Annotated in this window: 13 protein-coding genes and 1 pseudogene; all 14 read right to left on the reverse strand. The window is 42.5% G+C overall.

Features of this window, described 5'->3' with window-relative positions; genetic code table 11:
• Positions 1-110: 110 nt before the first annotated feature.
• A complete protein-coding gene (locus tag ACYQ3L_RS20725; protein WP_379999737.1) occupies positions 111-2270 on the reverse strand; it encodes an alpha-L-rhamnosidase-related protein in 2160 nt (719 codons plus the stop codon).
• A gap of 6 nt (positions 2271-2276) precedes the next feature.
• A complete protein-coding gene (locus ACYQ3L_RS20730) occupies positions 2277-4112 on the reverse strand; it encodes a right-handed parallel beta-helix repeat-containing protein (RefSeq protein WP_379999735.1) in 1836 nt (611 codons plus the stop codon).
• A 585-nt stretch (positions 4113-4697) separates the two neighbouring features.
• Positions 4698-5549: a sugar phosphate isomerase/epimerase family protein gene (locus ACYQ3L_RS20735; protein ID WP_459952474.1), complete on the reverse strand. Its 852-nt coding sequence runs from the start codon at positions 5547-5549 to the stop codon at positions 4698-4700.
• Between the two features lie 21 nt (positions 5550-5570).
• A pseudogene (locus tag ACYQ3L_RS20740) lies at positions 5571-9314 on the reverse strand (family 78 glycoside hydrolase catalytic domain); the annotation flags it as partial.
• Positions 9315-9354: 40 nt separating this feature from the next.
• Positions 9355-10800: a glycoside hydrolase family 140 protein gene (locus ACYQ3L_RS20745; protein WP_379999733.1), complete on the reverse strand. Its 1446-nt coding sequence runs from the start codon at positions 10798-10800 to the stop codon at positions 9355-9357.
• Between the two features lie 9 nt (positions 10801-10809).
• Positions 10810-12012 carry a glycoside hydrolase family 88/105 protein gene (locus tag ACYQ3L_RS20750; RefSeq protein ID WP_379999731.1) on the reverse strand — a complete coding sequence of 401 codons (1203 nt, stop codon included), beginning with the start codon at positions 12010-12012 and terminating at the stop codon, positions 10810-10812.
• Between the two features lie 21 nt (positions 12013-12033).
• Positions 12034-14490, reverse strand: a complete 2457-nt coding sequence (locus ACYQ3L_RS20755) for a glycoside hydrolase family 95 protein (protein WP_380000099.1) — start codon at positions 14488-14490, stop codon at positions 12034-12036.
• Positions 14491-14497: 7 nt separating this feature from the next.
• Positions 14498-15883 (reverse strand): alpha/beta hydrolase family protein, encoded by a 1386-nt coding sequence (locus ACYQ3L_RS20760; protein ID WP_379999729.1) that lies wholly within the window; start codon positions 15881-15883, stop codon positions 14498-14500.
• A gap of 12 nt (positions 15884-15895) precedes the next feature.
• Entirely contained in the window at positions 15896-17482 is a 1587-nt protein-coding gene (locus ACYQ3L_RS20765) for a glycoside hydrolase family 28 protein (RefSeq protein ID WP_379999725.1), read from the reverse strand.
• Between the two features lie 13 nt (positions 17483-17495).
• Positions 17496-18422, reverse strand: a complete 927-nt coding sequence (locus ACYQ3L_RS20770; RefSeq protein ID WP_379999723.1) for a dihydrodipicolinate synthase family protein — start codon at positions 18420-18422, stop codon at positions 17496-17498.
• 32 nt (positions 18423-18454) lie between these two features.
• Positions 18455-19696, reverse strand: coding sequence for an MFS transporter (locus ACYQ3L_RS20775; RefSeq protein WP_379999721.1), 1242 nt, complete (start codon positions 19694-19696; stop codon positions 18455-18457).
• A 23-nt stretch (positions 19697-19719) separates the two neighbouring features.
• Positions 19720-21495, reverse strand: a complete 1776-nt coding sequence (locus ACYQ3L_RS20780) for an L-fucose isomerase (RefSeq protein WP_379999719.1) — start codon at positions 21493-21495, stop codon at positions 19720-19722.
• Between the two features lie 106 nt (positions 21496-21601).
• On the reverse strand, positions 21602-24202 hold the full coding sequence (locus ACYQ3L_RS20785; protein WP_379999717.1) for a glycoside hydrolase family 2 protein: 2601 nt from the start codon (positions 24200-24202) through the stop codon (positions 21602-21604).
• Between the two features lie 50 nt (positions 24203-24252).
• Positions 24253-25236: a GntR family transcriptional regulator gene (locus tag ACYQ3L_RS20790; RefSeq protein WP_379999715.1), complete on the reverse strand. Its 984-nt coding sequence runs from the start codon at positions 25234-25236 to the stop codon at positions 24253-24255.
• Positions 25237-25394 lie beyond the last annotated feature (158 nt).

Raw genomic sequence — 25394 nt, forward strand, 5'->3', positions numbered from 1 at the left:
GAGATGAAAAAAGCCGTGAACATGCTATAAAACATGTTCAAGACTTTTAAGTGTACTTTTTACAGTTTTCAGCAATTGTAAACCCGTCTAAATAGTCGGCTCAAAGGCTTTTAAAACCTTCCGTTTATTATATATTCCTCACCGGTATCAATCATTACTCTATATCTGTTAGCTGCGATTTGTTCAATATCCCCAATATTTATTTTAGGCTTCCCCGATGAAGTAAAATAGAGATACCCCTCTCCTTCTGTAGCAGAAACCTTAATCTGTTTCTTATCCATATATACTTTTATATCTCCTTTCGGTGTAGGTACAGAACCCTCCATCCATTTAAGGTCACCTAATACCGGGCTGATACTGAATTCTTTATAGCCTTCTTTTTCTGGTTTCACCCCAAGGTAATATTTGCCCAACAAATATATTGGACTGGCTCCCCATGCATGACAAAGGCTTTTTCCAAACGGACGCCCATACATGGCCAAATGCTCTGTACCGGTTTCATCGGGATTATACTTTTCCCAGAAAGAAGTCGCGCCCAAGTTGAGCATACCGCCCCAATAGTCACGGATTTCTTTCAGCACATGGTTGTACTCTCCCAGCTTACATAAGGCTTCCAGCTCATAGAAACGCATATATGGCGTTGTTATCTTCAATGCATTAGTATTTAACAGGACATTGTCTTTCACTGCTTTTGTTTTCTCCGCATCCAGATAATCGAATAATACGGCAAACATGTTGGTAAAAGGAGTTACCTGCTCACTCATTACCCCATTCTCGCGATTATGGATAAAAGCATTTTTATTTGCCGACCAAAAGGAAGTGAACAGTTTCGATTTTAGGTCTGATGCCAACGATGCATATCGTGCTTCATGCTCAGTATCTCCCATTATATCTGCACACAACGCCATTGTTTCCAGGCTTCGGCAAAACAGTAATTGCTCGAAACTGACCTCACCACTTTTACTCATCTTAAAATCTGCCCAGTCGATGAATACCCAGTCCCCGGCTAAGCCTTCCATCATACCGTTACTGTTTCGGCGGGATAAACAGAAATCCATCAGGGATTGCATACGCGGATAGAATTGCTTTACAAACTCCCGGTCGCCCGTATATTGCAAATAATCATATACACCTATAAACCAGTAGAATGTATAGTCCATTATCGTATTTACATGGCTCGTAACAGGGTCTTTCCCTCTAAGGTTCAGCATAGTACGTGTAACCGAATGGGAATCGAAAAACAGATAGTAATTCATCAGGTAACTCTGATAAGCATCACCGCTCCATATCCAACGGTCGCGTTTAATGCCATCAATAAAAAACTCCCTCGAGGTAAGGTGCATCGTATAGGCAGAAATATCCCAGATGCGGTTTATCAACTCATCGTTACATCTGAACTGCCCCCTGTAATCCAGAGGCAGATACTCATACAACATCGACACGGAAGAGTAAGACAAGTCTCCATCTGTTTCGACATATATGTAACGATAAGCTTTTGAATCTTCCAAAGTAAAATCATTCGCGGATGGATTATCTATATCGATCCGGTCTAATGTTTCGCAATGGGTTGTCGATAAAGCTTCTTCGGGTGATTCCCCGTAATATATATTCAGACGGCCTTTTCCCTTCAGCTGATGGAATTTCACATATCCGAAAGTCTCTTTTCCAAAATCAATGAGTTCTCCCGCCCCTTTCTTTTCAGTTCCGGCAGCAGTCATTGGTGTTACTGCCAGTTTGAACTCAGACGGAGGAGTATCAGGTGAATTGAAATTCCATCGCCCGGCTTGCAGGTATGCTGTACCTGAAGAGGTATCGGAGGCTTTACCCGACTCGTCTATCCATTCTTTATCTTCGAAAGTTACTTTCCAACTCTCATCCGAACCAAAGGATTGTCCTTTCACATATATGGCCGGAACATGAGCCTGATTATGTACTTTAATATTCAGGCTATGTTTTCCTGCCGGAATGGTTATCTTATTACAGGCAGGAAGTATTTTTCCATCCAGTTTTATATTATACTTACCTTCTGCATATATTTCAACTTCCTCAGCCACAGGCAAGACTAATTTTGTAGAAAATTCTACCGCGACATAGTGGCTATCCATCTTCCAGAACGGAGGAAAGAAACCATCCCTTTCCGTACGGCGATTCTGCGTTTCATTACCGAGCCATATTTCAAAATCTCCCGGATAGTATATCCATGTGGCATCCTGAGCTGATAGAGGAAACGTACTCAAAACAAAAAACAATACAGTTAATATTCTCTTCATAGTATATTACTTTATATTCTTAATCCATGTATATTCCGGCTTCAGTCCTGCCTTTTGTCTGATTGAGTCGGAGACCATCGGGCCATTGTTTTCCCACGTATTGCCGGGACCGTTTGCATTTTGCAGGAACTTTTCGGCAGGGCACCAGTTATCTTTTACCGTGATAAACGAACTCCCTTCATCAGTATATAGGTAGAACCAATGATTGGGATCATGCACATAAGAAGGCGTATATATATCTTTCACCACGTTTTCGGTAATAAAAGATTTAGGCTGTACCGACAGTGTATATATTCCGGCAACATCATACATATGTTTTCCGTAATGATGAATATAATTGGCATGCACCATATTATTCCGCATACAGTTCACCGTTTTTGTCCATCCCCAACCCAGGCTTATACCTGTGTAGGCTACTTCACTGATTTCGTTATGCTCAATATTAATGTCTTGTACAAAACCTGCCAGAATGCCCACGCATCCCCAGTCTTCGTTTGTCACATCCGTGATATAATTGTTGGAAACAGAAATATGAGAGCAGATTTCGCGCTGGTCAACAGGGTCGTAAGGCAGATGCGTCTCCATACCGGTTTCCGAAAAACGGCCGATCTGCATGCCGTTTCCGGCAATATCCCTGAATAACGAGCCTTTTATTCCGGATTTCTGCACTCTATCGATAAGGTCGATTCCGCATGAACCGAGATGTTCGAAGCGGCACTGGTCAAATTCAATATTCAGAGCCGATTGCACCATTACTGCTGCCGGAGGGCGACCTACCCAACCCTGATTTTCAATTCCCTTATTAAAGTTACCGGGAACTCCCGGAGGCCTCAATTTATAAGCGTCCAGCAGATACATTCCGGCCTGCAACGGTACATGTCCCATCTGTGAAGGACGTACCCAGGTCGTATAGTTAAATCCGATATTCTTAAAACGGATATGCTCCACCGGACGATCCGGCGTCCCTGTTATTTCCATAAGGGATTCCAATACCGGAACAATTGCTTCGGCTGTCGGCATATTCTCTCCCTGACGGGGCATATAATATATCTTGTCCGTCTTCGTATCGTGATACCATTCTCCGGCTTCATCCAACAATTCAAGGGCATTCGTAAAATAGAATGCAGAATTCAGGCCTTCTTTAATCATCGGTTGCGGCCACGGATGCTCAAATTGAATACGTGCTTCCGGATTATGAAAACGGACTCCTGCCGAATCTCCCTGGACAATAATGGATTTAACCCGAAGATTAGCGATTGCCCACATCTGGTGGATAACGAGTTCAAGATTCTCCGATTTAGTCAGTCCTTTTACAGCAGAAGCCGGAATCCAGAAAATTTCATTCATTTTATCATTGCTTCTTATCCGGTCCATTTGTTCAAAATCGGATACATTCCGCGCTCTTACAGCCTTCTTTCCATTAATCCATAGCTGGCGGAATATCAGCCTGTTTCCATTAAAGGTGGGCACATCAGCTACCCAGTATTTGCCTTGCTTTTTCCAACTTTCAATCCGTATGCCACCGCTAAGAACCACATTATCACCTTCAGCCGCTTCTATTATGGTCGGACTGCTTTCCGTTCCCGAATCTTCAGGACGAATAAATACAGGTTCGTACAGGTTGTATGTACCTCCGGCCATACGGATACGCACAGGTTCGTCGTTTCCCGCTTTTAATAACCTCCGGTATTCCCTTGCCTCTCTTATTGCTCCATGCAAAGAGGCTTTCGGTTCAGATTGTGTACCGGGGTTCCGGTCGTTTCCCTGCGGGGAAACATATATCTCTACTGAAAAAACCGATAACGAGATAAAGAATAGAATCACAATATAAATTAATCTCATGGAATTTTATTTTTTGAAGTGTATTGACCAGATTTAATATTTACATTAATTAACTATATATAGTTAAAAGGTAACAGAAGTAACAGTTTTTAGCTATTAGCTGATAGCTTTTAGCCGTTCGCTTTTGAGAACTATTATACCCTGTCATGCTGAGTGGAGCGAAGCATCTCCTTCAAAAAGTAACAAAAGTAACAATGAAATCAGTTAGCAGTTAGCAGTTAACAGTCATCAACTCGTATCTCGTATCCCGTTTACTTGTAACTATTTTCAAAAAGGTTACAAAGGTAACAGTCTTTTTAGCCTTTGTGCCCTTTGTGATTCCCATCGTGTACTTAGTGGTTGAAAACTCTTTACCCCAAGGGACACAAAGATTTACACAAAGAACACTATTTGCAGTAAACAGTCATCAGTCAACAACTTGTATCTCGTATCTTGTCTACTTGTAACTATTCCCAAAAAGGTTACAAAGGTTACAACATCTTCACTCATTTGCAAATCAACTTTTGGCTCCACCGATTTTCAATTCAAAGAGCTATAAGCTAATGGCTCACAGCTAATAGCTTATTACATAGATAAAGTTTCGAGCTATTGATTCACCTGAAATACAGATTTCAGATACCGTGCATTTGCCCCGTAGTTTTTCTTTACATTGTGGACATCCTTTGCATCGCGCGAACGTTCAACAACAAGCCAACCGCTCCACCCCATTTTGTCCAAAGTAGCTTTTACTTCTTTCATATCCAGTGCCGGGTCATTTTCGATCCAGTAACCATCGGTATTAGAGGCATGTATCTGAACAATACGGTCTTTTCCCAAGGTTTTCAGGTCGCTTATAATATTTCCTCCTCTTTTCAGGATAGAAGAGAAATTGACATAGCTACGGATCGAAGGAGAACTGATTTTATCTATCAATTTCGCTTCTTCCTTAGCCGGCAATGTCGTTTCTATACCGATGACAACACCTGCTGCCTCCGCTTTTTTAGCAACAACTTTCAGCCGTCCCAATACAACCGGGTACAGTTCGGGTTCTTTCACCAAATCGCTTTGGTTACCCATTGGCAGAAATGCGACTTTCACCCCGAGAGCCTTCATAGTTGCTATACATTCGTCTATCAGGTCTTCATAGTTCTCACGCTTGGCAAAAGATTGCCCGTAAAAAGCGGACACAGCGATGGAACTAAGTTCTATTCCTAATCGATTGCATTCCGAAATAAATAATTCCTGAAAATGTTTATCGGTAAATTTATTATCAAATGACACACGTTTGCCCAGTCCGCCCATATCCAGTTCAAGTCCGTCTGCGCCAAGCTCTTCGGCCAGTTCCATCGCTCCGACTTTCTGACGCTTGAGCATCATCCAGTCACAAACAGAAACCTTGTAACGATGATTATTTACGACCTGTATTTCTTTCGTCTCTTTTAAAGACGGCCATTTCATGTTTTCTATTTTCGATAATACCAATTTATCCGGATCTACAACTACATGCTTAATAGCTTTCCGCCTCCATGTATAAACGATGTGAACCAAGCCGTCTTTAGTCTGTATAACAGAAGGATAAGAATACTGGCTAATCGGCGAATCTTCTACCACTAATGCCGCATACCATGTTTTCCCATCTTCCGATATAGCTACATTAAGAGGGGTGCGGGCTCCTTTTCCCCGTTTAAGCGTATCGTGAGGCAAGACATGATTATAGACCAATAACTGGCGGCCGTCCCGCAAGGTTACGGCATCTGTACCCGAATTATTATTCGGCAACATTGTTCCGGCAACAGGCGTCCATGTTTTTCCATTGTCCGAAGACCATGATTCTCCGATAGTTCTTTCCTGCGTACGGCAAAGAATCTGTAATCTTCCATCTTTATAAGTCAATATGGACGGTTGTATCGTATGAAGCTCTTTTCCTTCATTGATGGGGCCTATCATCTTCCATGTTTTACCAAAATCTTTTGTAGCTTCGAAATGAACTTTCCAGCCATCCCCCTCGGTACTCGACGGGCACAGTAATGTCCCGTCTTTCAGCAAAACAGGTTTATTTTTCACCGGGCCTAAAAATCCTTTAGGAAGATCACGTGAAGCCGACCATGTAACGCCTCCGTCGTCAGAAGTGATCACTTTTCCGACCCACCCTGCCACATTAGGGCCAACTTTATAATAAAGTTGTAATTCTCCGTCCGGCACCTGATATAATACGGGATTCCATGTGGCATAACGGAGTGTATCATTTATAATCCCATCAGCTACATTCTGCGGTTCTGTCCATTTATTATTGATATAGCGGCTTACCCAGATACAAACATCGGGATTACGCTCTTTTGTTCCGCCAAACCAGGAAGCAATAAGATGACCTTCTTTGGTTTCCGCTATTGTAGAGGCATGGCTTTCAGGGAATGAAGGCTTTTCACAAATAAATTCATCTGTAAGAATACCTTCTCTGAAACGGTTTTGAGCTTCTCCGTATTTACAAACAAATGTATAGTCACCCGATCCGATTTCAAGATTTATGCGATTTTCTTCAACCCGGACATATTTAAGTCCTTCAACCTCTTTTACAGGTTTTCCGCTTTCGGCAATATCTTCTACTGACGTCGCCGGCAATAATATATTCGCCCTGCTGTTTGCCGGGATGGAAATCTTCCATGTGAAAATTCCATCTTTAAGAGTCCAGTCACTATTTACCCAACCATATGGTGTTTTATGAGACGCTTTTGTGTAGGTAAGGTCTTCGGTTGGATTTGGCTTCATCCACAGCCACTTAAATCCCCCCCTTATCTTGTGAGACTTTATTCCGGCCAAATCTTCATACATCCATGCCAGAAGGTCTCCTAAGAGCATCACATGATTATGAGAATTCATCTTAGGGCTTGCAGTATCACCGTTCCAGAGTTCCCAGATCGTAGTCGCTCCCCGTTCTATCATATATCCCCAACTAGGGTAATCTTTCTGAGTAGCAATAGTATAAGCAACATCTGCACATCCCCGTTTTGTGAGTTCACGCATCAGCCACTGAGTACCGATAACACCTGTACTGATATGCAGTTTATCTGTAACTGTAATACGGTTTATCAGATTTTGGAAAACTCTCTCCTCATTATCTTTATCTACCATACCGAAAGCCAGAGGTAACAGGTTCGATGTTACCGTATAATTGCCATATTGTCCTGTTTCCGCATTATAGAATTTCCGGTTGAATCCTGCTCTTACATTTTCTGCAAGCGTTACATATTCGGCGACATCACTTTCATTGCCCGATATAACTGCAAATTCCTGTAACAATTGCAACAACTTATAAGTATATGCTGTAGCTATCAGCTGTCCGTCCGTCTTACGGGCAGGGTCCAGAGAATGGATTAGTTCTTTTGATTCAGGAGGAACGCACCAGTCTCCGTATTTATCTTTGGTCATTATATAGTCTGCATTCAGGTAATTATCCTTCATATGCATAAACCATTTTTTCATATATGGATAATGCTTCTTTATCGGTTCGGTGTTGCCGTATTGTTTATGGATCATGTCGGCGACAAACAGATATGTACCCGGCCATGTCATATTATCACTATAATACGTCATATAGTACGGAGGCGCAATATCCGACAGCTTTCCTTCCGGCGTTTGGGAATCCCTTATATCATCCAGCCATTTTATATAAAACCGTTCGTTGTCATAAACGAAACTTTCCCCGATACAACCAATAGTATGGTCGCCGAGCCACGGCTGCCTTTCGTCGCGTTGCGGACAATCGAGGGGGATACTCTTGTAATTACTGTTGATTCCCCACCATGCATTGTTATATATTTGATTCAGAATATTATTTGATGTCTCGAATGAACCGGCTGCAGCCATATCGTCATATACGACTTTCCCTTCAAAATCACTTATTGCCGGAGTTCCCGGATAACCCGTCACTTCTACGAAACGGAACCCGTGCGTAACAAAACGGGGTTCCCATTTCTCCGTACCTTCTCCTTTCATTGTGTACACATCGGTAGCTCTTGCGCTACGGAGATTTACTGTTTTCAGGCGGCCGCCGTTTTCCAGTGTTTCGGCAAAACGCAGGGTAATTTTATCTCCTTTCTTCCCTTTTGCCTGCAAACTAAGCCAGCCTACCATATTCTGCCCCATATCGATAACGAACGTATCTTTTGCTAAAACCATAACAGCCTTTGGCGTCAATACTTTCATCACCTTCATATTTTCCTGCATCTGCGCAGTAATTACACCTCCCGGGGCTTTTACCAGTTCGGCTTTCAGCCATTTGCGGTCATTATATCCGGCTGTGTTCCATGCTCCCAGCTCCTTATTCGCATCATATTCTTCTCCGTCAAAATCATTATTTGAACGGATAGGGCCATCGGAAGTAACCTTCCATGTATCGTCACTGATGATGGTTTGTTTTGTTCCGTCATTATATTCTATTTCTATCTGGAGAAGCATTTTCGGATAGCCGAAAGTCTTTATTTTATGAGGTTTATAATTCTGACGCATATTGTAGAAACGCCCATTACCCAAGATAGTCGCAATCGCATTTTTCCCTTGTTTAATATAAGACGTCACATCAAAGGTATTGTACAAAACAGTTTTGAAATAGTCTGTTTGTCCCGGTGCTAAAGCCTGATCCCCGATCTTCTCACCATTGATATATAGCTCATAAAATCCTAATCCTGAAATATATGCCTTCGCTGATTTAACCTGCTTCTGGCTGGCAAACTCTTTACGAAAATAACGTGCAGATAAACGGGAATGCACCGTCTCACTATCCCAGGGGAATATCCTGTCCAGCCCAATCCACTTCGCAGACCAGTCGGAATCAGTTAATAAACCCACACTGAATTTAGCCGGAGAACTCCATGCTGTTTCACCTTTATTTGTATAAACTTTTACTTTCCAATATATCTGGCTACGGCTTGTCAGGCCTTTACCCGTATAAGGGACAAGAGTAGATGCGGCATTTTCAATTTTTCCTGAATTCCATAAATCTGCATCTGTTTCATTGAGCTTATCCAATGAAGAGGCAGCAAGTATCCGGTACGCCTTTTGCTCTACATTTCGTTCTTTCGATTCTATCATCCACCCCAGACGAGGTGTTGCCGTACCAATTCCTTCAGGATTATTTAGCATTTCGCACCTGAGTTCCTTCACATCCACCGAAAACACCAGCAGGGAACAAAATAAGGCGGAGAATATAAGTATTGTTTTTTTCATGGATTTTTTAATTTGAAAATTCAAGAATGCTGTCAACTGATTATTGTTGACTGTTAACCGTCATCAAGTTTTCTTCTACATAAGATGTATCGGCATCCGTAATAATCAGGACCCTGTCATTACCGGCCCTGTATTCTGAATCGTGAGCAAAAACCTGTCTGCCATTACCGAATTCTCCGATATATTCCACAGAACCATTTACTGGACTGTACCACCATGCCTTTTTCTTAGCTCCCGATATTTTTGTCATATCTATCTCCACTTTGCGGTTCGTATAATTATAGACAAGAATATAATCGTTACCACGGGTGGCAATCACCCTTTCGTATTGCAATCCGTTTGCTCCCACGATTACCGACTGGTCGGGTATCCTCTCAAAAAAAGGAAACGCCAGTATCAGGTTTTTCAGGTACTTCATTTCACGACAACCCGGATCGTTTACAGCTTCCCACCATGGCTTTTCAGCACCGAATGAAGGCTGATATCCCGGACGAAGCATCTGCATCGTAGAATTATGCCCGTAAGTATGTCCGAATGAGCCTGCAAATACAGACCAATAAGCATAACGGCGAACATCTTCTGCCTGCCAGCGACGTTCATTCACATCGTGAAGCCCATGGGGAATATCTTCATAAGAAGGCTCACCATCGATTACCGGTTTCAAAGGAGAAACAGCAAGACTCCGCCCGGCAAAACGCCAGTTGTCTTCTTCTGTATTCTCTTCGATAGGATAATCTCCATCGCCATTACGCTGATTATATCTGCGATGGCCTGATTGGAACATATTGAAATCGAGCCATGGCTCATTGTTAAACCAAGTGCTGGATATCGTCCTGCCACGCGGATGGAATGTCATCAAATGATCCGGGTCCATTCCTCTTATCGTTGTTGCCAAAGCCTGCCAGACTTCCGGCTCTACATCTCCGCGGATATCGCCACCAATCAGCCAGACTATATTCGGGTATTTTTTATAACGTTCCGCTAAGAACTTACCATACTTCCTGGCATCCTCAACTGTCATCTGCTTCTGTTGCACAGGCGTTCCCCAGACACAAACTATCCCGATATAGATACCGCTCTGCCGGGCACGTTCCACGATGTAGTCCACATGCTGCCAATAGTTATATTCGCCTCGCTTATCTATATTCCTGAAGTCGAACCCATCAGGTAAAGCCCAGTCACCATATGCATTTATGGCAGAAACAGTATGCAGCACAGATATTTGCACCACATTGTAACCATTATTTTTAGTGGCATTCATAAAATAGTCCACCTCTTCCCTATTCGACCGTGATGGCAAAAGCCAGGCCGTTTCGCCAAGCCAAAAGAAAGGAGTGCCGTTCTCATGTTGTAAGTAACGCTTATTGTCGCTTACTTTCAGCTTACCGTTATCCCAGGGCATATCCGGTTTCTTCGACTTATTCTGGGCTGTCGATGACAAAGTGATTAGTAACAATAAGAATATCAGTATTGTATATTTTTTCATGATACAGGTCTATTTCTTCGTTTTGTTTTCTGATTTTTCATGTTCGATAGCAGCCCATATAAAAGGAGCCACAGATTTAGGGTCATTCAGGATTACCGGTTCACCGATATAATATTCGAAAGACCCGTCACGGTATGTCTTCTCTCCTCCCAGACCGGCAACAGCACAGCAATTGGTGATAGAATAAGTACCATCGTCTTCTTTCTTCACGAATTCTTTTATCAATCCGCTAAAACCTTTATCGGCAGCAACTTTATAATCAGGACTGATATATCCCTTATTTATAGCCGAATAGAGGAAAGTAACAAACATAGCCGAACCTGATGATTCAAGATAATTTCCCTCGCGGTCTCCCATATTGGTTACCTGATACCATACTCCGGTCTTATCATCCTGCCACCTCACAATCCCTTCTGCCATTTTTTCTATAATAGCGATCACATCCGGGCGACCTGCATGATCCTGAGGAAGAAAATCCAAGACATCGACAAGCGCCATTCCATACCAACCTATGCTCCTCGACCAGAAGTTAGGAGAGCGCCCGGTGGTTTTGTCCGCCCACCTTTGTTCGCGACTTTCATCCCAGCCATGGTAGAATAAACCTGTTTCGGGATCGTAACTGTTTTTATCCATCAGACGAATCTGATTCATAATATCGTCGTATATCTCAGGATGATTGAAATCTCTTGCATATTCCGCTAAAAACGGAGAAGCCATATATAAACCATCGAGCCACATCTGATGCGGATAAATCTGTTTGTGCCAGAATCCGCCTTCCGATGTTCGGGGCTGCTTTTCCATCTGAACAACTAATGTATCTATCGCTGTTTTGTAGCGGACATCTCCGGTTGCTTTATAGAGACGGAATAATATCTTACCGGGATTGACATTGTCGATATTATATTTATCCATCCTGTATGTCTTTATTTGTCCGTCCTGCGTGATCAGGCTGTCGGCATAACCTTTGGCATAATTGTAATAGGCGCTGTCCTGTGTGTAATCGAACATATCCAGCATGGCTTTAGCTACACATCCGTGAGTATATCCCCAGCGTGGTGATTTCGCTTTTTCGATCATCCATGCCTCAGGAAAACGCATCATTTCCGACTTGGCTATTTTAACCGACCATCTGTTGTCCTGTTCTTGTTTTTTATCCCGATTACAACCAATAAACAGCAGAACTGCAAAGATTGTGAGAACAAAATATTTCATTGTCGTTTATATATTAGGTTACTATTTAGCTCCTTTGAGAGTATACGTCTTTCCCTTTTCTGTTGAAAGGTCATACAGGCGTGTTGCCTTATCGAGATCTAATGGAGTAGCATGTAATGTCGCCTCATCAGAGATTAATGCAGGTTTCACTTTGGGAGTTTCAAACAGGATATTGGCATTCTCTCCTTTTGCCTTTTTCAGCCCTGTACCTTTAAGCACAGAAGCAATACGGATACGGCAGTTTCCTCCATAACGGGACGTAATTTTCAGATTGCTCACTTTGCCGTCTTTCCAATCCATGTCGATGACAAACCCGCCTCTGGCCACCAATCCTTTTATACTACCGTCTTTCCATACATCAGGCAGCGCCGGCAAAAAGTATATGAATCCATCGTGGCTTTGCATCAGCATTTCCGCGATACCTGCCGTACAACCGAAGTTGCCATCTATCTGGAACGGAGGATGAGCATCGAACATATTGCTGTATGTACCTCCTTTTTTCTTCTCATTAGTTACCAGATCTAACTGGTTTCTCAATAGCGTATAGGCATGATTTCCATCCAATAAGCGCGCCCATAGACAAACTTTCCAACCCATAGACCAACCCGTAGAAGGGTCTCCCCGATAGGTCAAAGAATTTTTGGCCGCCTCAAATAACTGAGGTGTATGAATAGGCGATATTTGATTACCCGGATAAAGTCCGTAAAGATGAGATACATGGCGGTGCTTATCGTCCGGTGAATCCCAGTCATACAGCCATTCCTGAAGCTGATTGTGTCGTCCGATCTGCATCGGCGGCAATTTCTCACGCTTCATTTTCAATGTATCCGCAAATGATTTATCTATACCTAACAATTCGGATGCTTTGATTACATTGGAGAATAAATCGAATACCAACTGGTTGTCCATCGTGCACCCCGCCGTAATCGTTGCTTTCCCATTACTTCCGGCATGCGTATTTTCAGGGGAATTGGATGGCGAAACAACCAGCCAGCCATGCTCCGGTTCTTCTATCAGGAAATCGTTAAAAAACATAGCGGCACCTTTCATCACCGGATATACCGACCTCAGATAATCCAGATCGCCCGTATATTCGTACCTGTACCACAAATGCTGGCTTACCCATGCACCTCCTGCCGGCCACATTCCCGAAGCAGCCCTGTCGACAGGCCCGGTAATACGCCATATATCGGTATTATGATGAATTACCCAACCTCTGGCATTGTACATCAGTTTTGCCGTATGCGCGCCCGTTTCGGCAACCTCACGAACCATTTGCAGCATCGGTTCATGCATTTCGGACAAATTGGTAACTTCCGCCGGCCAATAGTTCATTTCCACATTGATGTTACAAGTGTATTTACTGTCCCATGACGGAAGGTAACGGTCGTTCCATATTCCCTGAAGATTTGCAGGTTGCGTACCCGGCAGGGAAGATGAAATCAGCAGATAGCGTCCGAACTGGAAATAGAGAGCCGCCAGTTCAGGGTCAAATGTCTTCGCGAAGTCCCTGATACGTATATCCGTCGGTTTCTGAGATTCTGCAGTTTTCCCCAGATCAAGAGACATACGGTTCATATATTGCTGAAAGAACGCGGTATGTTCACTTTTTGCTTTCTCGTAATCATTCGAAAAAGCTGTCTCCATATATTTCTTACATTTGGCTGTCTTATCTCCGGTTATGTCTTTATAGTTGACGAAATTGGTAGCAATAGTCACGTAAAGAATAACTTCATCTGCATTCTCCACAGATATGATATGATCCGAAACCGTATATTTCCCTCCTTCTACTTTCGGCTTCACTCTTGTTTCAAGCTGTACTTTTCCGCTCTGCTTTTCATGTGCAGGGGTAATACCCGTCAATACAAGCTGGTTGTCTTCGATGAATCTCTCCACTTTTTCCTGAGGGGTGGTCAGAAAAGCATTGCAGGTGATACTTGCCGGTTTATCAGCTGTCAGTCTTACAATTATAGCCTGATCGGTGAAAGACGTGAAGATCTCACGCCTGTAAGTTACGTCGCCCACCTTATATGAGACACTGGCAACAGCATCGCTTATATTCAGATCGCGATAGAAAGCGGTATACCGGTTATGCCCCGGAAAAGAGATAAAGAGGTCACCCATCGTCTGATAAGGCATCCCGTGATTTGTAGGCGACATTATTTTGGCCGTAGCCAAATCCTGAGCTTCTACATATTTTCCTTCAAAGATAAGGTTACGGACTTTCTCCAGGACTCCGTCTTCCAGCTTATGGGCATTACTATTGGGCGAACCGGCCCAAACGGTCTCTTCATTAAGCTGCAATTGCTCGACAGAGGGATTCCCGAAAACCATAGCTCCCAGCCTGCCGTTACCTAACGGCAAAGCCTCGTTCCAATCTAAAGCCGGTTTATCATACCAGAACTTCATGCCTTGCTGGGCATTAGCTACCAGAGCCAGACTTATAAACAATGACAATATTATTCTTTTCAACATCAATATCTTATTAATCAATTACACCAACGTTTTTCAATACTTCCAGCAGAGCCTCTTTTCCTTTGATTGCATTTGCCGGCAGTTTCTCACCATTTTCACCAAATGCGTGCATCTGCAGTTCTTTCTCAATAGTTACCTTAGATTCATCTGCCATATCATGATTTAAGCCTAAATGCTTAGCAATAAAGCGATACATAGCCGTACGTTTCGAAGGGCCATAATCATGTCCTTCGGTTGGAAAATGCACATTCTCTATATTATCTTCTGCTCCGTAGAATCCATAGATTTTTTTAAGGTATGGCAATTCCAGTCCGAGAACAGAACTCGACCAGTCTTTCCCGTCAGTCAATGCCAATTGCGGTTTCGGAGCGAACATAGCGGCAATCTCGGCATTATTGGTACGTCCCCCGCAAAGATGAGCAGGCATACCGCTCTCACAAGGGCATCCGCCAACAAAATGAGAGGACAGCATAACAACCGGAATACTGACTGTTATACGGTCGTCGATAGCCGACATCATCATCGTCATACTACCCCCGCCAGAGCCGCCGGTTATACCCACTCTGGAAGTATCTGCCTCTTTCAGAGCTAATAAGTAATCAAGGATTCTGATTGCATTGATGGTTTGTATCGTATTGGCCGCGCTCAGGCGATGCAATGTTCCATCGAACTGAAGAAGGCTTTCTCCCCACGCAAACAAATCCCAACTTACCGATATGGCACCCATACGGGCTTGTATAGCACAACGCATTTGCTGGTCTTCACGGTAGCGGCCGTTTCCAAAATGCCCGTTGGGGTTGAGTATCACCGGACATTTACCTTTTATCTTTGCAGGTTTATAGATTGAGCCGCACACATAAATTCCGGGAAGGGTTTCTATGGCAAAGTTTTCAACTGTGTAGCCATCGTATTTTCTTTTCGGTGTCAGAATAATTTTCGACTCAGGCTTCACTGGCATCGGAGACACTCTTAAGGCTTTGGGTAAACAAGCCTTTAATTCAGCCTTGCGTTTTTCCCACGATTCTTTGTCAGAATAAAGGGTTTCGAGATAATCCAGAAACTTCTTGCCTTCCGCCTCGGTTGTGCGGGCATATTCAAACTCCTTTACCTTATATTTGCCATTATCCATGACAAACTTGTAATCGAAAGGAGCCAATACGGCAATGAGGGATTCCTCCGCGCTCCACGGTTTTATTCTCCAGTCGGCATATTTGAGTATCTTGCCGTCTATCATCCTGGCATCGTACTTTATCTTTATGCCGAACCGGGTTTCAATGTCATGCAACACATCTATCAGCGGCCGCGAATAGGCACTATCCGCCGTTTGTGTATTTTGAGCATAAGCGCAAACGACAGACAGAATACATAATATAAGTATATAATACCCTTTTTTCATATCTCCCAAATACTATTGCATTACAATATTCGCCGACTTATTCAGTCCTGCACCCTTATCGACAGGCATAGCCAATCGCTCCAAATAGTTATTCTTCAAAATGATATTATCAGTCAGACCTCCATCCAGTTTTATGAAAGACCGGCTACCGGTTTCAGGAAAACATCCCTGAATAAACATATCCCTCACATCAGTTACTTCCAGTACAGGTTTATCCTGCAATGGTTTAGGATTGTAAATATTATTGATACGCAGGTTGGAAGACTCGCTTATTTTGAATGCAGCGCCAATTTCAGTCTCAACTCTGACATTATCCAGCGTTATATTCTCCGCCTTGTTTATTTCAAAACCGGTTTTGGCTTCTATATTAATATCAGAGAATGTAATGCCTGATATAGGGGCTTCTTCTATTCCCAAAACAGTACAGGCCATGTTCACATCCGAACCTGTAAGACCCGATATATGGATATTACGGAAAATCGGCGTCCGCTCTGATAAAGGTTCAGCCGGAACATTTGAATAGAACAGGTTCAGTGTTATAGCCTCCCCCGGAATATTTTTCATTACAATATTGCTCACCCGTATTTCCTCGACAATACCGCCACGGCCTCTGGTTGATTTCATGCGAATACCCCTATCCGTACCATCGAATACACAGTTAGAGATAGTCACTTTACGCACATCGCCCGACATTTCGCTCCCTATAACAACACCTCCATGTCCTGCAAGCATGACACAGTTTGTTATTGTTATATTTTCGCAAGGAGTAGCATACCGGCGTCCCTGCAAATCGCGTCCCGACTTTAATGTGATGCAATCATCCCCTACCGTTATATGGCAATTGGCGATTATCACATTCCGGCATGACGACGGGTTGATACCGTCTGTATTCGGCGCGTCCGGATTGTTTATAGTAACTCCGAGAACGCTTACATTTTCGCAAAATTCGGGGTTGATAGTCCAGAACGGGGAATTTATAATTGTTACTCCTTCCACCTTAAAACCCTTGCATTTATAAGGTTGCATCAATGGCGGACGAAAAAAACGTTTATCCAATGTGCGCTTCCAGTCCGAATTTTCTTCAACTGTAAAACCGGGATTTTCTTTCTCCCACATTTGCCGGTACCCTTCCAGTTCTTTCCTAAAGGTTTCGTCTTTATGCGCGCCTTCGATAGCAAATGTTCCGTACCACCACTTTTTCCCGTTTCCGTCGATGGTGCCTTCTCCTTTGATAGCAATATTTTCCTGTTCGTATGCGTAAAACAAAGGGCAGAAACTCTTCATCACCACACCTTCATAACGCATTTCTACAAAAGGAATATACTCCGACATATCATCGGTGAACTTAATCGTCGCACCTGCTTCTATGTCGATAGTTATATTACTTTTCAATACAATAGGCCCTGTAAGATATATACCTGCAGGGAAAAACAATGTACCTCCGCCGTTTTGGGAAAGCTTGTCTATCGCCTTCCTAATAACAGCAGTGTTGGACACTTTACCATCTGCCTTAGCCCCAAAGCTTCGCATATTAATAGTTTCAGCTTTGGAGGCTATGGACAGAATAAAAACAATGGTAAACAGTAATATTTTTTTCATTCGTAAATGTTCTCTATTTTAACAGATTATCCAACTTAGCGACAGCAGACTTAACCTTCTCCTTTTCAGGGTCTTTAAATAAATTAAAAGGCTGAGCCAGAAAATCGCTGCAAATACCTTTCAGTGCCAATGCAGTCTTGATACCTTTGATATAGCTCGACCCGAAACGGCCTATGCCATATAACTCCTTGCTGACAGCCATCATCTTGTCCTGCAATTCAATAGTCTTATCTACATTCTTTTCTGCTGCTGAATTATACACATCTACAAATATCCGTGGGTAAACATTCGCACCCCCCGAAACACCTCCGTGTGCACCGAGCAATACCACAGAAGCCATCATTTCTTCAGGGCCTACGAATAACCCGAATTCGGGATGGTCTCTGAACAATGTCAGTAATTTACAGAAATATACGCCATTGGCAGAACTATCTTTCAATCCGATTATATTTTTATGTTTAGATAAAGCCAAAACCGTATCGGGATCTATCATCGTTTTGGTATGCGAAGGCATGTTATACAAATACAATGGAAGCGGGCATTTATCAGCTAACAACTCATAATATTCAATCAACTCGGGCTGTCCCAGGGCAAAATAATAAGGAGGCGCAGCAACCAGAGCAGCAGCCTTATATTCAGCAGCAAATTCTGCCAGTTTTATACTTTCATACACCGAAGTATCTGTTATGCCGACAAGTACAGGCACGCGTCCATTCACAGCCAGGCAAGTATGTTTGATGAGTTCTTTCTTAATATTGATACTAAGGTGCTGGGCCTCGCCGGTAGTTCCTAAAATAAAGATACCGCTTACTCCTCCCGATATAAGATGCTCTACCAGATTATTTACACCTTTCACATCCAGCGTGTCGGTATCTGTTAACGGAGTTATCATGGGAGGGACAATTCCCTTCAGTTGGAAAATTGGATTATTTGAGTTCATTATATTTTCAATTTATTTTATAGAATAAATATTTAATCATCTGTTTTATTTATAGCTGTAGGCTTCAATATCGTCAATTGCAAAATAATCGCAATAAGGACAACTATGGCTAAAAGGGCAAAGTCACGCCCCATATTTCCGGCATCGGCCGATTTTCCAAGAACATTCGTTATCACTGCTCCGGCTGAAATTCCGGCTAAATTCAATAATCCATAACCTGTTGCCCTGTAACGAGGGGAGACAAACTGACAAAGGATCGGCATATTGTTTACATCAAACATACCAAAACCAAAGCCAAAGAAAATGGCTCCGGCAACAATAATAACCAGGCTATTACCGAAAGCCAGTAACAAAAGAGCAGGTAATGTGAGAACTAAACCGATAACTCCCGTATAAATGCGCCCTTTTATATTTCGCTGTACCCATTTATCCGATAAATACCCACCGATAAGCACGCCAACCAACGAAGCCATAGCAATGGTAATCGTAGCCATTGGCCCTACATGTTCCATATCAATATTCAGACTGGTGGAGAATAGTGTCGGCAGCCAGTTTTTGGTTGCCCAACCCGGCAAACTCGGGGCTGAAAAGTAGAATAATATAACCCAGAAAGAGATATTACCAAACAGTATTCCCAAGCCTTTAAGCATAGCGGAAAATTCTTTCTTAACAGATTTCTTTTCTTCCGTCTCAATTGTATATGCCTTATGTTCTTTCAAAAATAATATAAGTACAATACAATATATAATACCTACCAATCCGAATGTATGGAATGTCATCTGCCACGAGAAACTACCGGCCACAACAGCACCAAAGCCGCCCAATGCCTGTCCTAAGTAAACTCCCGTAGTATGGAAACCAACAGCAAGCGAACGGGTTTTCCCCTGATGATAATCAGCAATAAGCGATAATCCCGCAGGAATATAAAAGGCTTCGCTTATCCCCATAACCGCACGCAAAATATACAATTGATCAAACGAAGTTGCGTATCCCATCAGTAAGGTAACGGCTGACCATGTAAATAAACTCCCTACAATAAGCCATTTACGGTTCAGACGGTCGGCAATAATGCCCGATAACGGGCTCATAAAAGCATATATCCATAAGAATATGGCCATTAAACGCCCAAAATTAGCTGCCGATACCAATTCCGAAATATCTTCCATCATAGCAGGACGCATAGTAGAAAGCATCTGCCTGTCCATATAGTTCAGCAGGGCAACAAACCATAACATCGCTACGACCAGCCAGGGGTACATCTTTTTGCCTTTCATGAGAATATTTCCTGTGGTTTATCCTATTTATATAAGGGGCCGTATGCTTCACAGGCTCTGTAATCGGAACCTTCTGCATCCGAGCCGAATGCAGCCCATGATGATGGACGGAATATTTTATCCTCGTCCACATTATGCATGCATACAGGAATTGAAAGCATAGAGGCTAATGATATCAGGTCGCCACCAATGTGGCCATAGCTTATAGCGCCATGATTAGCACCCCAATAATTCATTACTGAATATACATCTTTAAAATGACCTTTTCCGGTAAGCCGGGGAATAAAGAATGTGCTCGGCCATGTCTTATCCGTGCGTTTATCTATTTTGTCGAATACTTCCTGCGGGAAAGTAGCTGTCACCCCTTCCGCGATCTGCAATACAGGCCCGATACCTTTCACAAGATTAATCCTGCACATAGTAACAGGCATTCCGGGTTCGGTCAGAAATTTAGAAGAATAGCCTCCTCCCCTGAAGTATTCGAGCGAAGCAGGATACCATTTGGTAGCACCCAGCATCTTATCTACTTCTTCCTGATTTATCTTCCAGAAAGGTTTCATTACAGGCTTTCCATCTTCGCTTTGACGACCTGTACCATCCAAGGTACAAGAACCCGAGTTAATTAGGTGAATTGCGCCATCAGCCAATACGCCTTCCGGCTTCCAGCCTGTAACCCGTTGGATAGATGCCGGACTCCAGTATGTTCTGACATCGGCAAATATCTGCGCTGTATTCGTCAGTAATTTACCAAATAACATACTTATACCATTCAAATGGTCATCTTCCGTAGCAAAAGCGAATGGCTCACGTATTCCATTCCAGTCGAAAGAAGAATTAAGGATTGCCTCCGAAAAATCTCCGTTCGGTAAAAAGTCCGTCCACTGACGCTGTCCCTGAAATCCTCCGGCAATGGCATTATGCCCCATCGCTTCTTCGGAATAGCCTGTTTTATGAAGTTTATCATTACCTATCATCAGGTCTCTCATAATCAGAGTCATTTTGACAACAAATTCCCAGTCCTTATCTTTTTGTTGACGGGAACGCTTCAAATGTTCAGGATTATAATCATCACCTTCATTTACAGCACAATTTTTTATAGTCCATTCCAAGGCCTTTTTATACTCGTCTTTGTCATATATTTCGAGTTGTATACGGCGGAGAATCTCCGAAGAGTCTACAAACTCGGAACGCAAGCCTAAATATTCCTGTAAAAATTCAGGATTAACGATAGAACCCGCTATCCCCATAGATACACTTCCGATTGCCAGATAAGACTTGCCGCGCATAATAGCGACAGCCAATCCGGCTTTAGCGAAACGTAATAACTTTTCCTGTACGTCTTCCGGAATAGACATATCGCCTAAATCCTGTACATCATGCCCGTAAATACCAAACGTAGGTAAGCCTTTCTGATTATGCGCTGCCAGCGCAGCTGCAAGATAAACAGCACCCGGACGTTCTGTCCCGTTAAATCCCCAGATCGCTTTCGGGATAAGCGGGTCCATATCGATAGTTTCGGAACCATAACACCAGCATGGAGTTACCGACAAAGTCAGCCCTACATTATTCCTTTTGAACTTTTCGGCACAGTTAGCCGCTTCTTTTACACCGCCAATACAGGTATCTGCAATAATACATTCAACCCGGCTTCCATCGGGATAACGAAGATTTTCTGCATAGAATCCGGCTACATTCTTAGCCATATTCATGGTTGTTTCTTCCAACGATTCTCTTATACCTTTCCTGCGTCCGTCAATAATCGGACGTATGCCAATTTTGGGATACTCATTATTCTTCATGATATTATATTTTTTTAAATCCACTAAGTTGAGGATTGTTTTGTCTGTAGAAAGAGGCGTGGTTCTTCTTTCACGAAGAACCATTCCAGTTATATTAAATGCTAATTTATTCGCTTTTTTTCTCACCAAATTCGGTTTGTTGCAATTCAACCTCATTCAGCGTCTTTCGTTTTTCGTCTTCCGACATTTGCCGTTTATATGTACCGGAATAAATCGAGCTTTGATTTACCTGCGGTTTTTCCGAATATACCAGCCGGCGCTTAGGAGCAATACTTTCAAATTCTATCCAGGCGGGAGTCGGGGCATGCTCACCTTCGAATAAGACACGGGCATGAACTTTAATCTTTCCCGGATTCAGTGTGGAACGAATAAGGACGGGAGCAGAGCCAAACTCTACGGCTCGCGGATTTGCTCCGATTATTTCATCTCCGATTATTTCACCCTCTCCTGTCACTGTAAACAATATCTGCTCTTTTGCCAGTCTTCTCACATTTCCCTCATCATCTGTGACTTCACAAATTACAGGAATAAAATCCGATGCATTTGCAATTAAAGCCTGTCCTTCATTATCAAGGGAAAGCCTCAATTTAGAGGATCTTCTCGACGGCATTTTCTTTGTACTGCAAACCACCTTACCATCAATCAGGCCTTCTACAACAAACGTGACTTTCTGCCATTGCTTTTCTACATATGGATAAATCCTCATTTTATTGAAATCATACACATTCTTAAATGTAACAGGAGGATTAGGCATACCATATTGCCGGCGTACCACCTTTTGTACTAAGGTATCTGTCCCATACATTATTAGCCTTACCTCGTCACAGTTAGTAAATACCGTAACATCTGGACTTGAAAATGGAGATATTTCATGCGCAATAAAGACCATCGGCCCTGTCTCCGAAAACGGGTGCTTTAACAAAGCGCTTACCTGGCTCTTAAACATATAATATGAATATTTCGGCTGGCGGAAAGCATCCATTATACCACCCCAATACGGATCGGGATGATAGCCTCTCTGATGATCGAAAGGATGCCAGAGTGCCCCTCCGATAAACTGCCTGCCTTCGGGATACATCTCATCATATGCTATTGCCAGTTGAAGAGCCTGCGTAAGAAGCGGGCCTTCACCCCAGCTTCTTGATGCTCTGTTATTTGTATTATGAGCATACCAATCATCAACATTCTCTCCAAATTCGCGGGTAAAAATGCATTGCTCAAAATTGCCAGCATCTTTTGGCCAGCCATACACCACCTCATAATTATCTGCAACACCTGCCGAATGATGGTCGGCCACGCAGGCTGCACCCGGATATTCAGTTTGCGTAATCTCCCTTGCTTTCAAAGAAAACTCCAATGGGAAACGGGTCTCATTTAAGATAGGTTCCCACATCAAGACGGATGTATGATTCCTGTCGCGACGAATCATATTACGTATATCGTCATAAACCAGTCCGGCAAATTTGGGGTCTTTATTCCAGTACTGCCAACCGGGAGTTGCTACGATAACAAACATTCCCAATTCGTCACACGCGTCCATAAACGAAGGGTCCTGTGGATAATGGGCAACCCTGATTATACGGCAACCTGCATCCCTGAGTTTTTTCGCATCTTTCCAATGCTGACTGTTAGGCATCGCATTGCCGACATAAGCAAAATCCTGATGCCGGTTTCCACCGATTAACCGGTCAGATAACTCACCGTTAAGCCAAAAACCATCTTTTCCTCTGAATTCGGTTTTCCGTATGCCAATCCGTGTTATTCCTCCATCGAGGGAAGTACCGTCAGATGCTAAAACACGGGTGGCAACTTTATATAGTGAAGGACTGTCGGGGTACCAAAGAACAGGATTGTCAACAACAACCTTCTGAGTTATCTGTTTTCCTTCTCCTTTTCGTAATGTTACTTTGGCAGACAGCTTTTTTATAATTTTACCGGAAGGGTCTATCAGTTGATTCTCTACAGTTACGGACTGATTGGATGCTAAAGCATTTGCGATATCAGTATAAATTACAACCTCCGCTCTCTTCTTTGTTATCTCACCATATTGGACAAAAACTCCGCCTCCGGCTATTTTATCCGCTTTATTCGGGTCTGTAATATGCACTTTAGATGTAGCAATCATCCATACATCGCGGTATATACCTCCATGATATGTAAAATCGAGGGTTGTTTGTTTTTTTCCGGGAGGATAATCCTTATCGTCAGAATTATCGACAAAGACCGCAATAATACATTTATCGCCCGGCTTTACGCCATACTGAGTCAGTTCGATACTAAAAGGCAAATATCCACCCAGATGCTCTTCTACTTTTTTACCATTGAGGTAAACTATGGATTTTCCCATTGCAGCCTCAAAGTATATATTAATCAGTTTCCCCTCCAAGGAATTATCTATTGTAAAATGCTTACGATACCATGCTGCTCCCTGGTAATTACGGCTTCCACTGGCCTCGGAAGGCATCAACTGTACCGTATGCGGTGTGGATACCACATCCCACCGACTATCATCAAAGTCTGCCTTTTCGGCTCCGGATATTTCACCTCTAAAAAACCTCCAGCCAACATTAAAGTCATAAACTTCCCGTCCGGACTTCTCCAATGAATAGAATCCGGCAACAGAAAAATCCGGTTGATAGTTTCCCGCTGATATATTCGTATTAAAAATTAAACTGGTAAATAAAATTAAGATATATGCACGTATCATGGTAAGGACACTTTAATATCGAGGTTGAGATTAAACAATGGAGGTTCTTCTTACAAAGAACCTCTTAATATCAGTTGCGTAGGAATATAAACCTGAACTTTTTGCCTTGTTTTTATATATTCAGCCGCAATTTTACCCATCTGCTTAAAATTTGTGGAAATAACGCTTATTCCATTTTCAATAACCTCCAGCATAGGAGCATCGTTCATTGTCACCAAGCCGACATCTCTACCTAACTCATAATTCTGCAGGCGACATGTTTTAACAATCTGAATCATATCTATGTGGCGAACGGCAATATAAGCGGTACCGGGAACAATATCAAATGAATTCAGATCCCGCGTAATAATATTATAAGCAAAATTATTATCCATACAAAACTGTTCAAAATAAGGAATACAACTCTTGGGATGCTCAGACTTGGCATTAAATACCAGGCAAATCTCTTTATATTTACTGAATTTATCCAGACCTGATGTCAGACAATCATATAAAGTCGTATCAAAGCCCTGGCATACATATGAGAACTTATCTTTCTTGAACTTTCCTAAGTCTACCAGCAACACTTTTGTATTATCCAAACGATCAAGGACTTCCGAATAAACATCATTCTGAAGATTGGTAATAAGATAAAGGTCGTATCGCCCAACACTATCCTGAATTATATTATTGAACGAACGTTTATTATAATGATGGAAATACAAATCCAACCTATAATTCAGTGGAAGATTCGCTGTCAGCTCTTTATAGAAATTTTCCTTATAAGGACCAAATATATCAAGCAGCACAAAAATATTATTCACTGTGTTAGAGACAAAATATCCCCGTGTCGGGGCAGATTCGATTATCCCTTTTTCCTTCAGATCCTGAAACGCTTTATATACAGTATCACGGGCCAGATTATACTTTGCACTTATTTTATTTATAGAGGGAAGTGTATCGCCTTCCTTGAATTCCCCATTCGAAATAGCTGTCCGAATAGCATCTGACAACTGGCGAACCTTGCTTTTATTTTGATCAAATTCTAATATCATGAATCAATTTTCGTTAAATATGTTCAATATTATACCGGATAATAACTATCCTGTTCTATCCTGATATCACAAAGAAAAGCATTTTTTTGTAATAGTCCAATTTTTAAGCAATATGTTATTAAACATTTATTATTTTTTATTGTATCACCATTTTTTTG

The sequence above is a fragment of the Dysgonomonas termitidis genome (assembly GCF_054657735.1).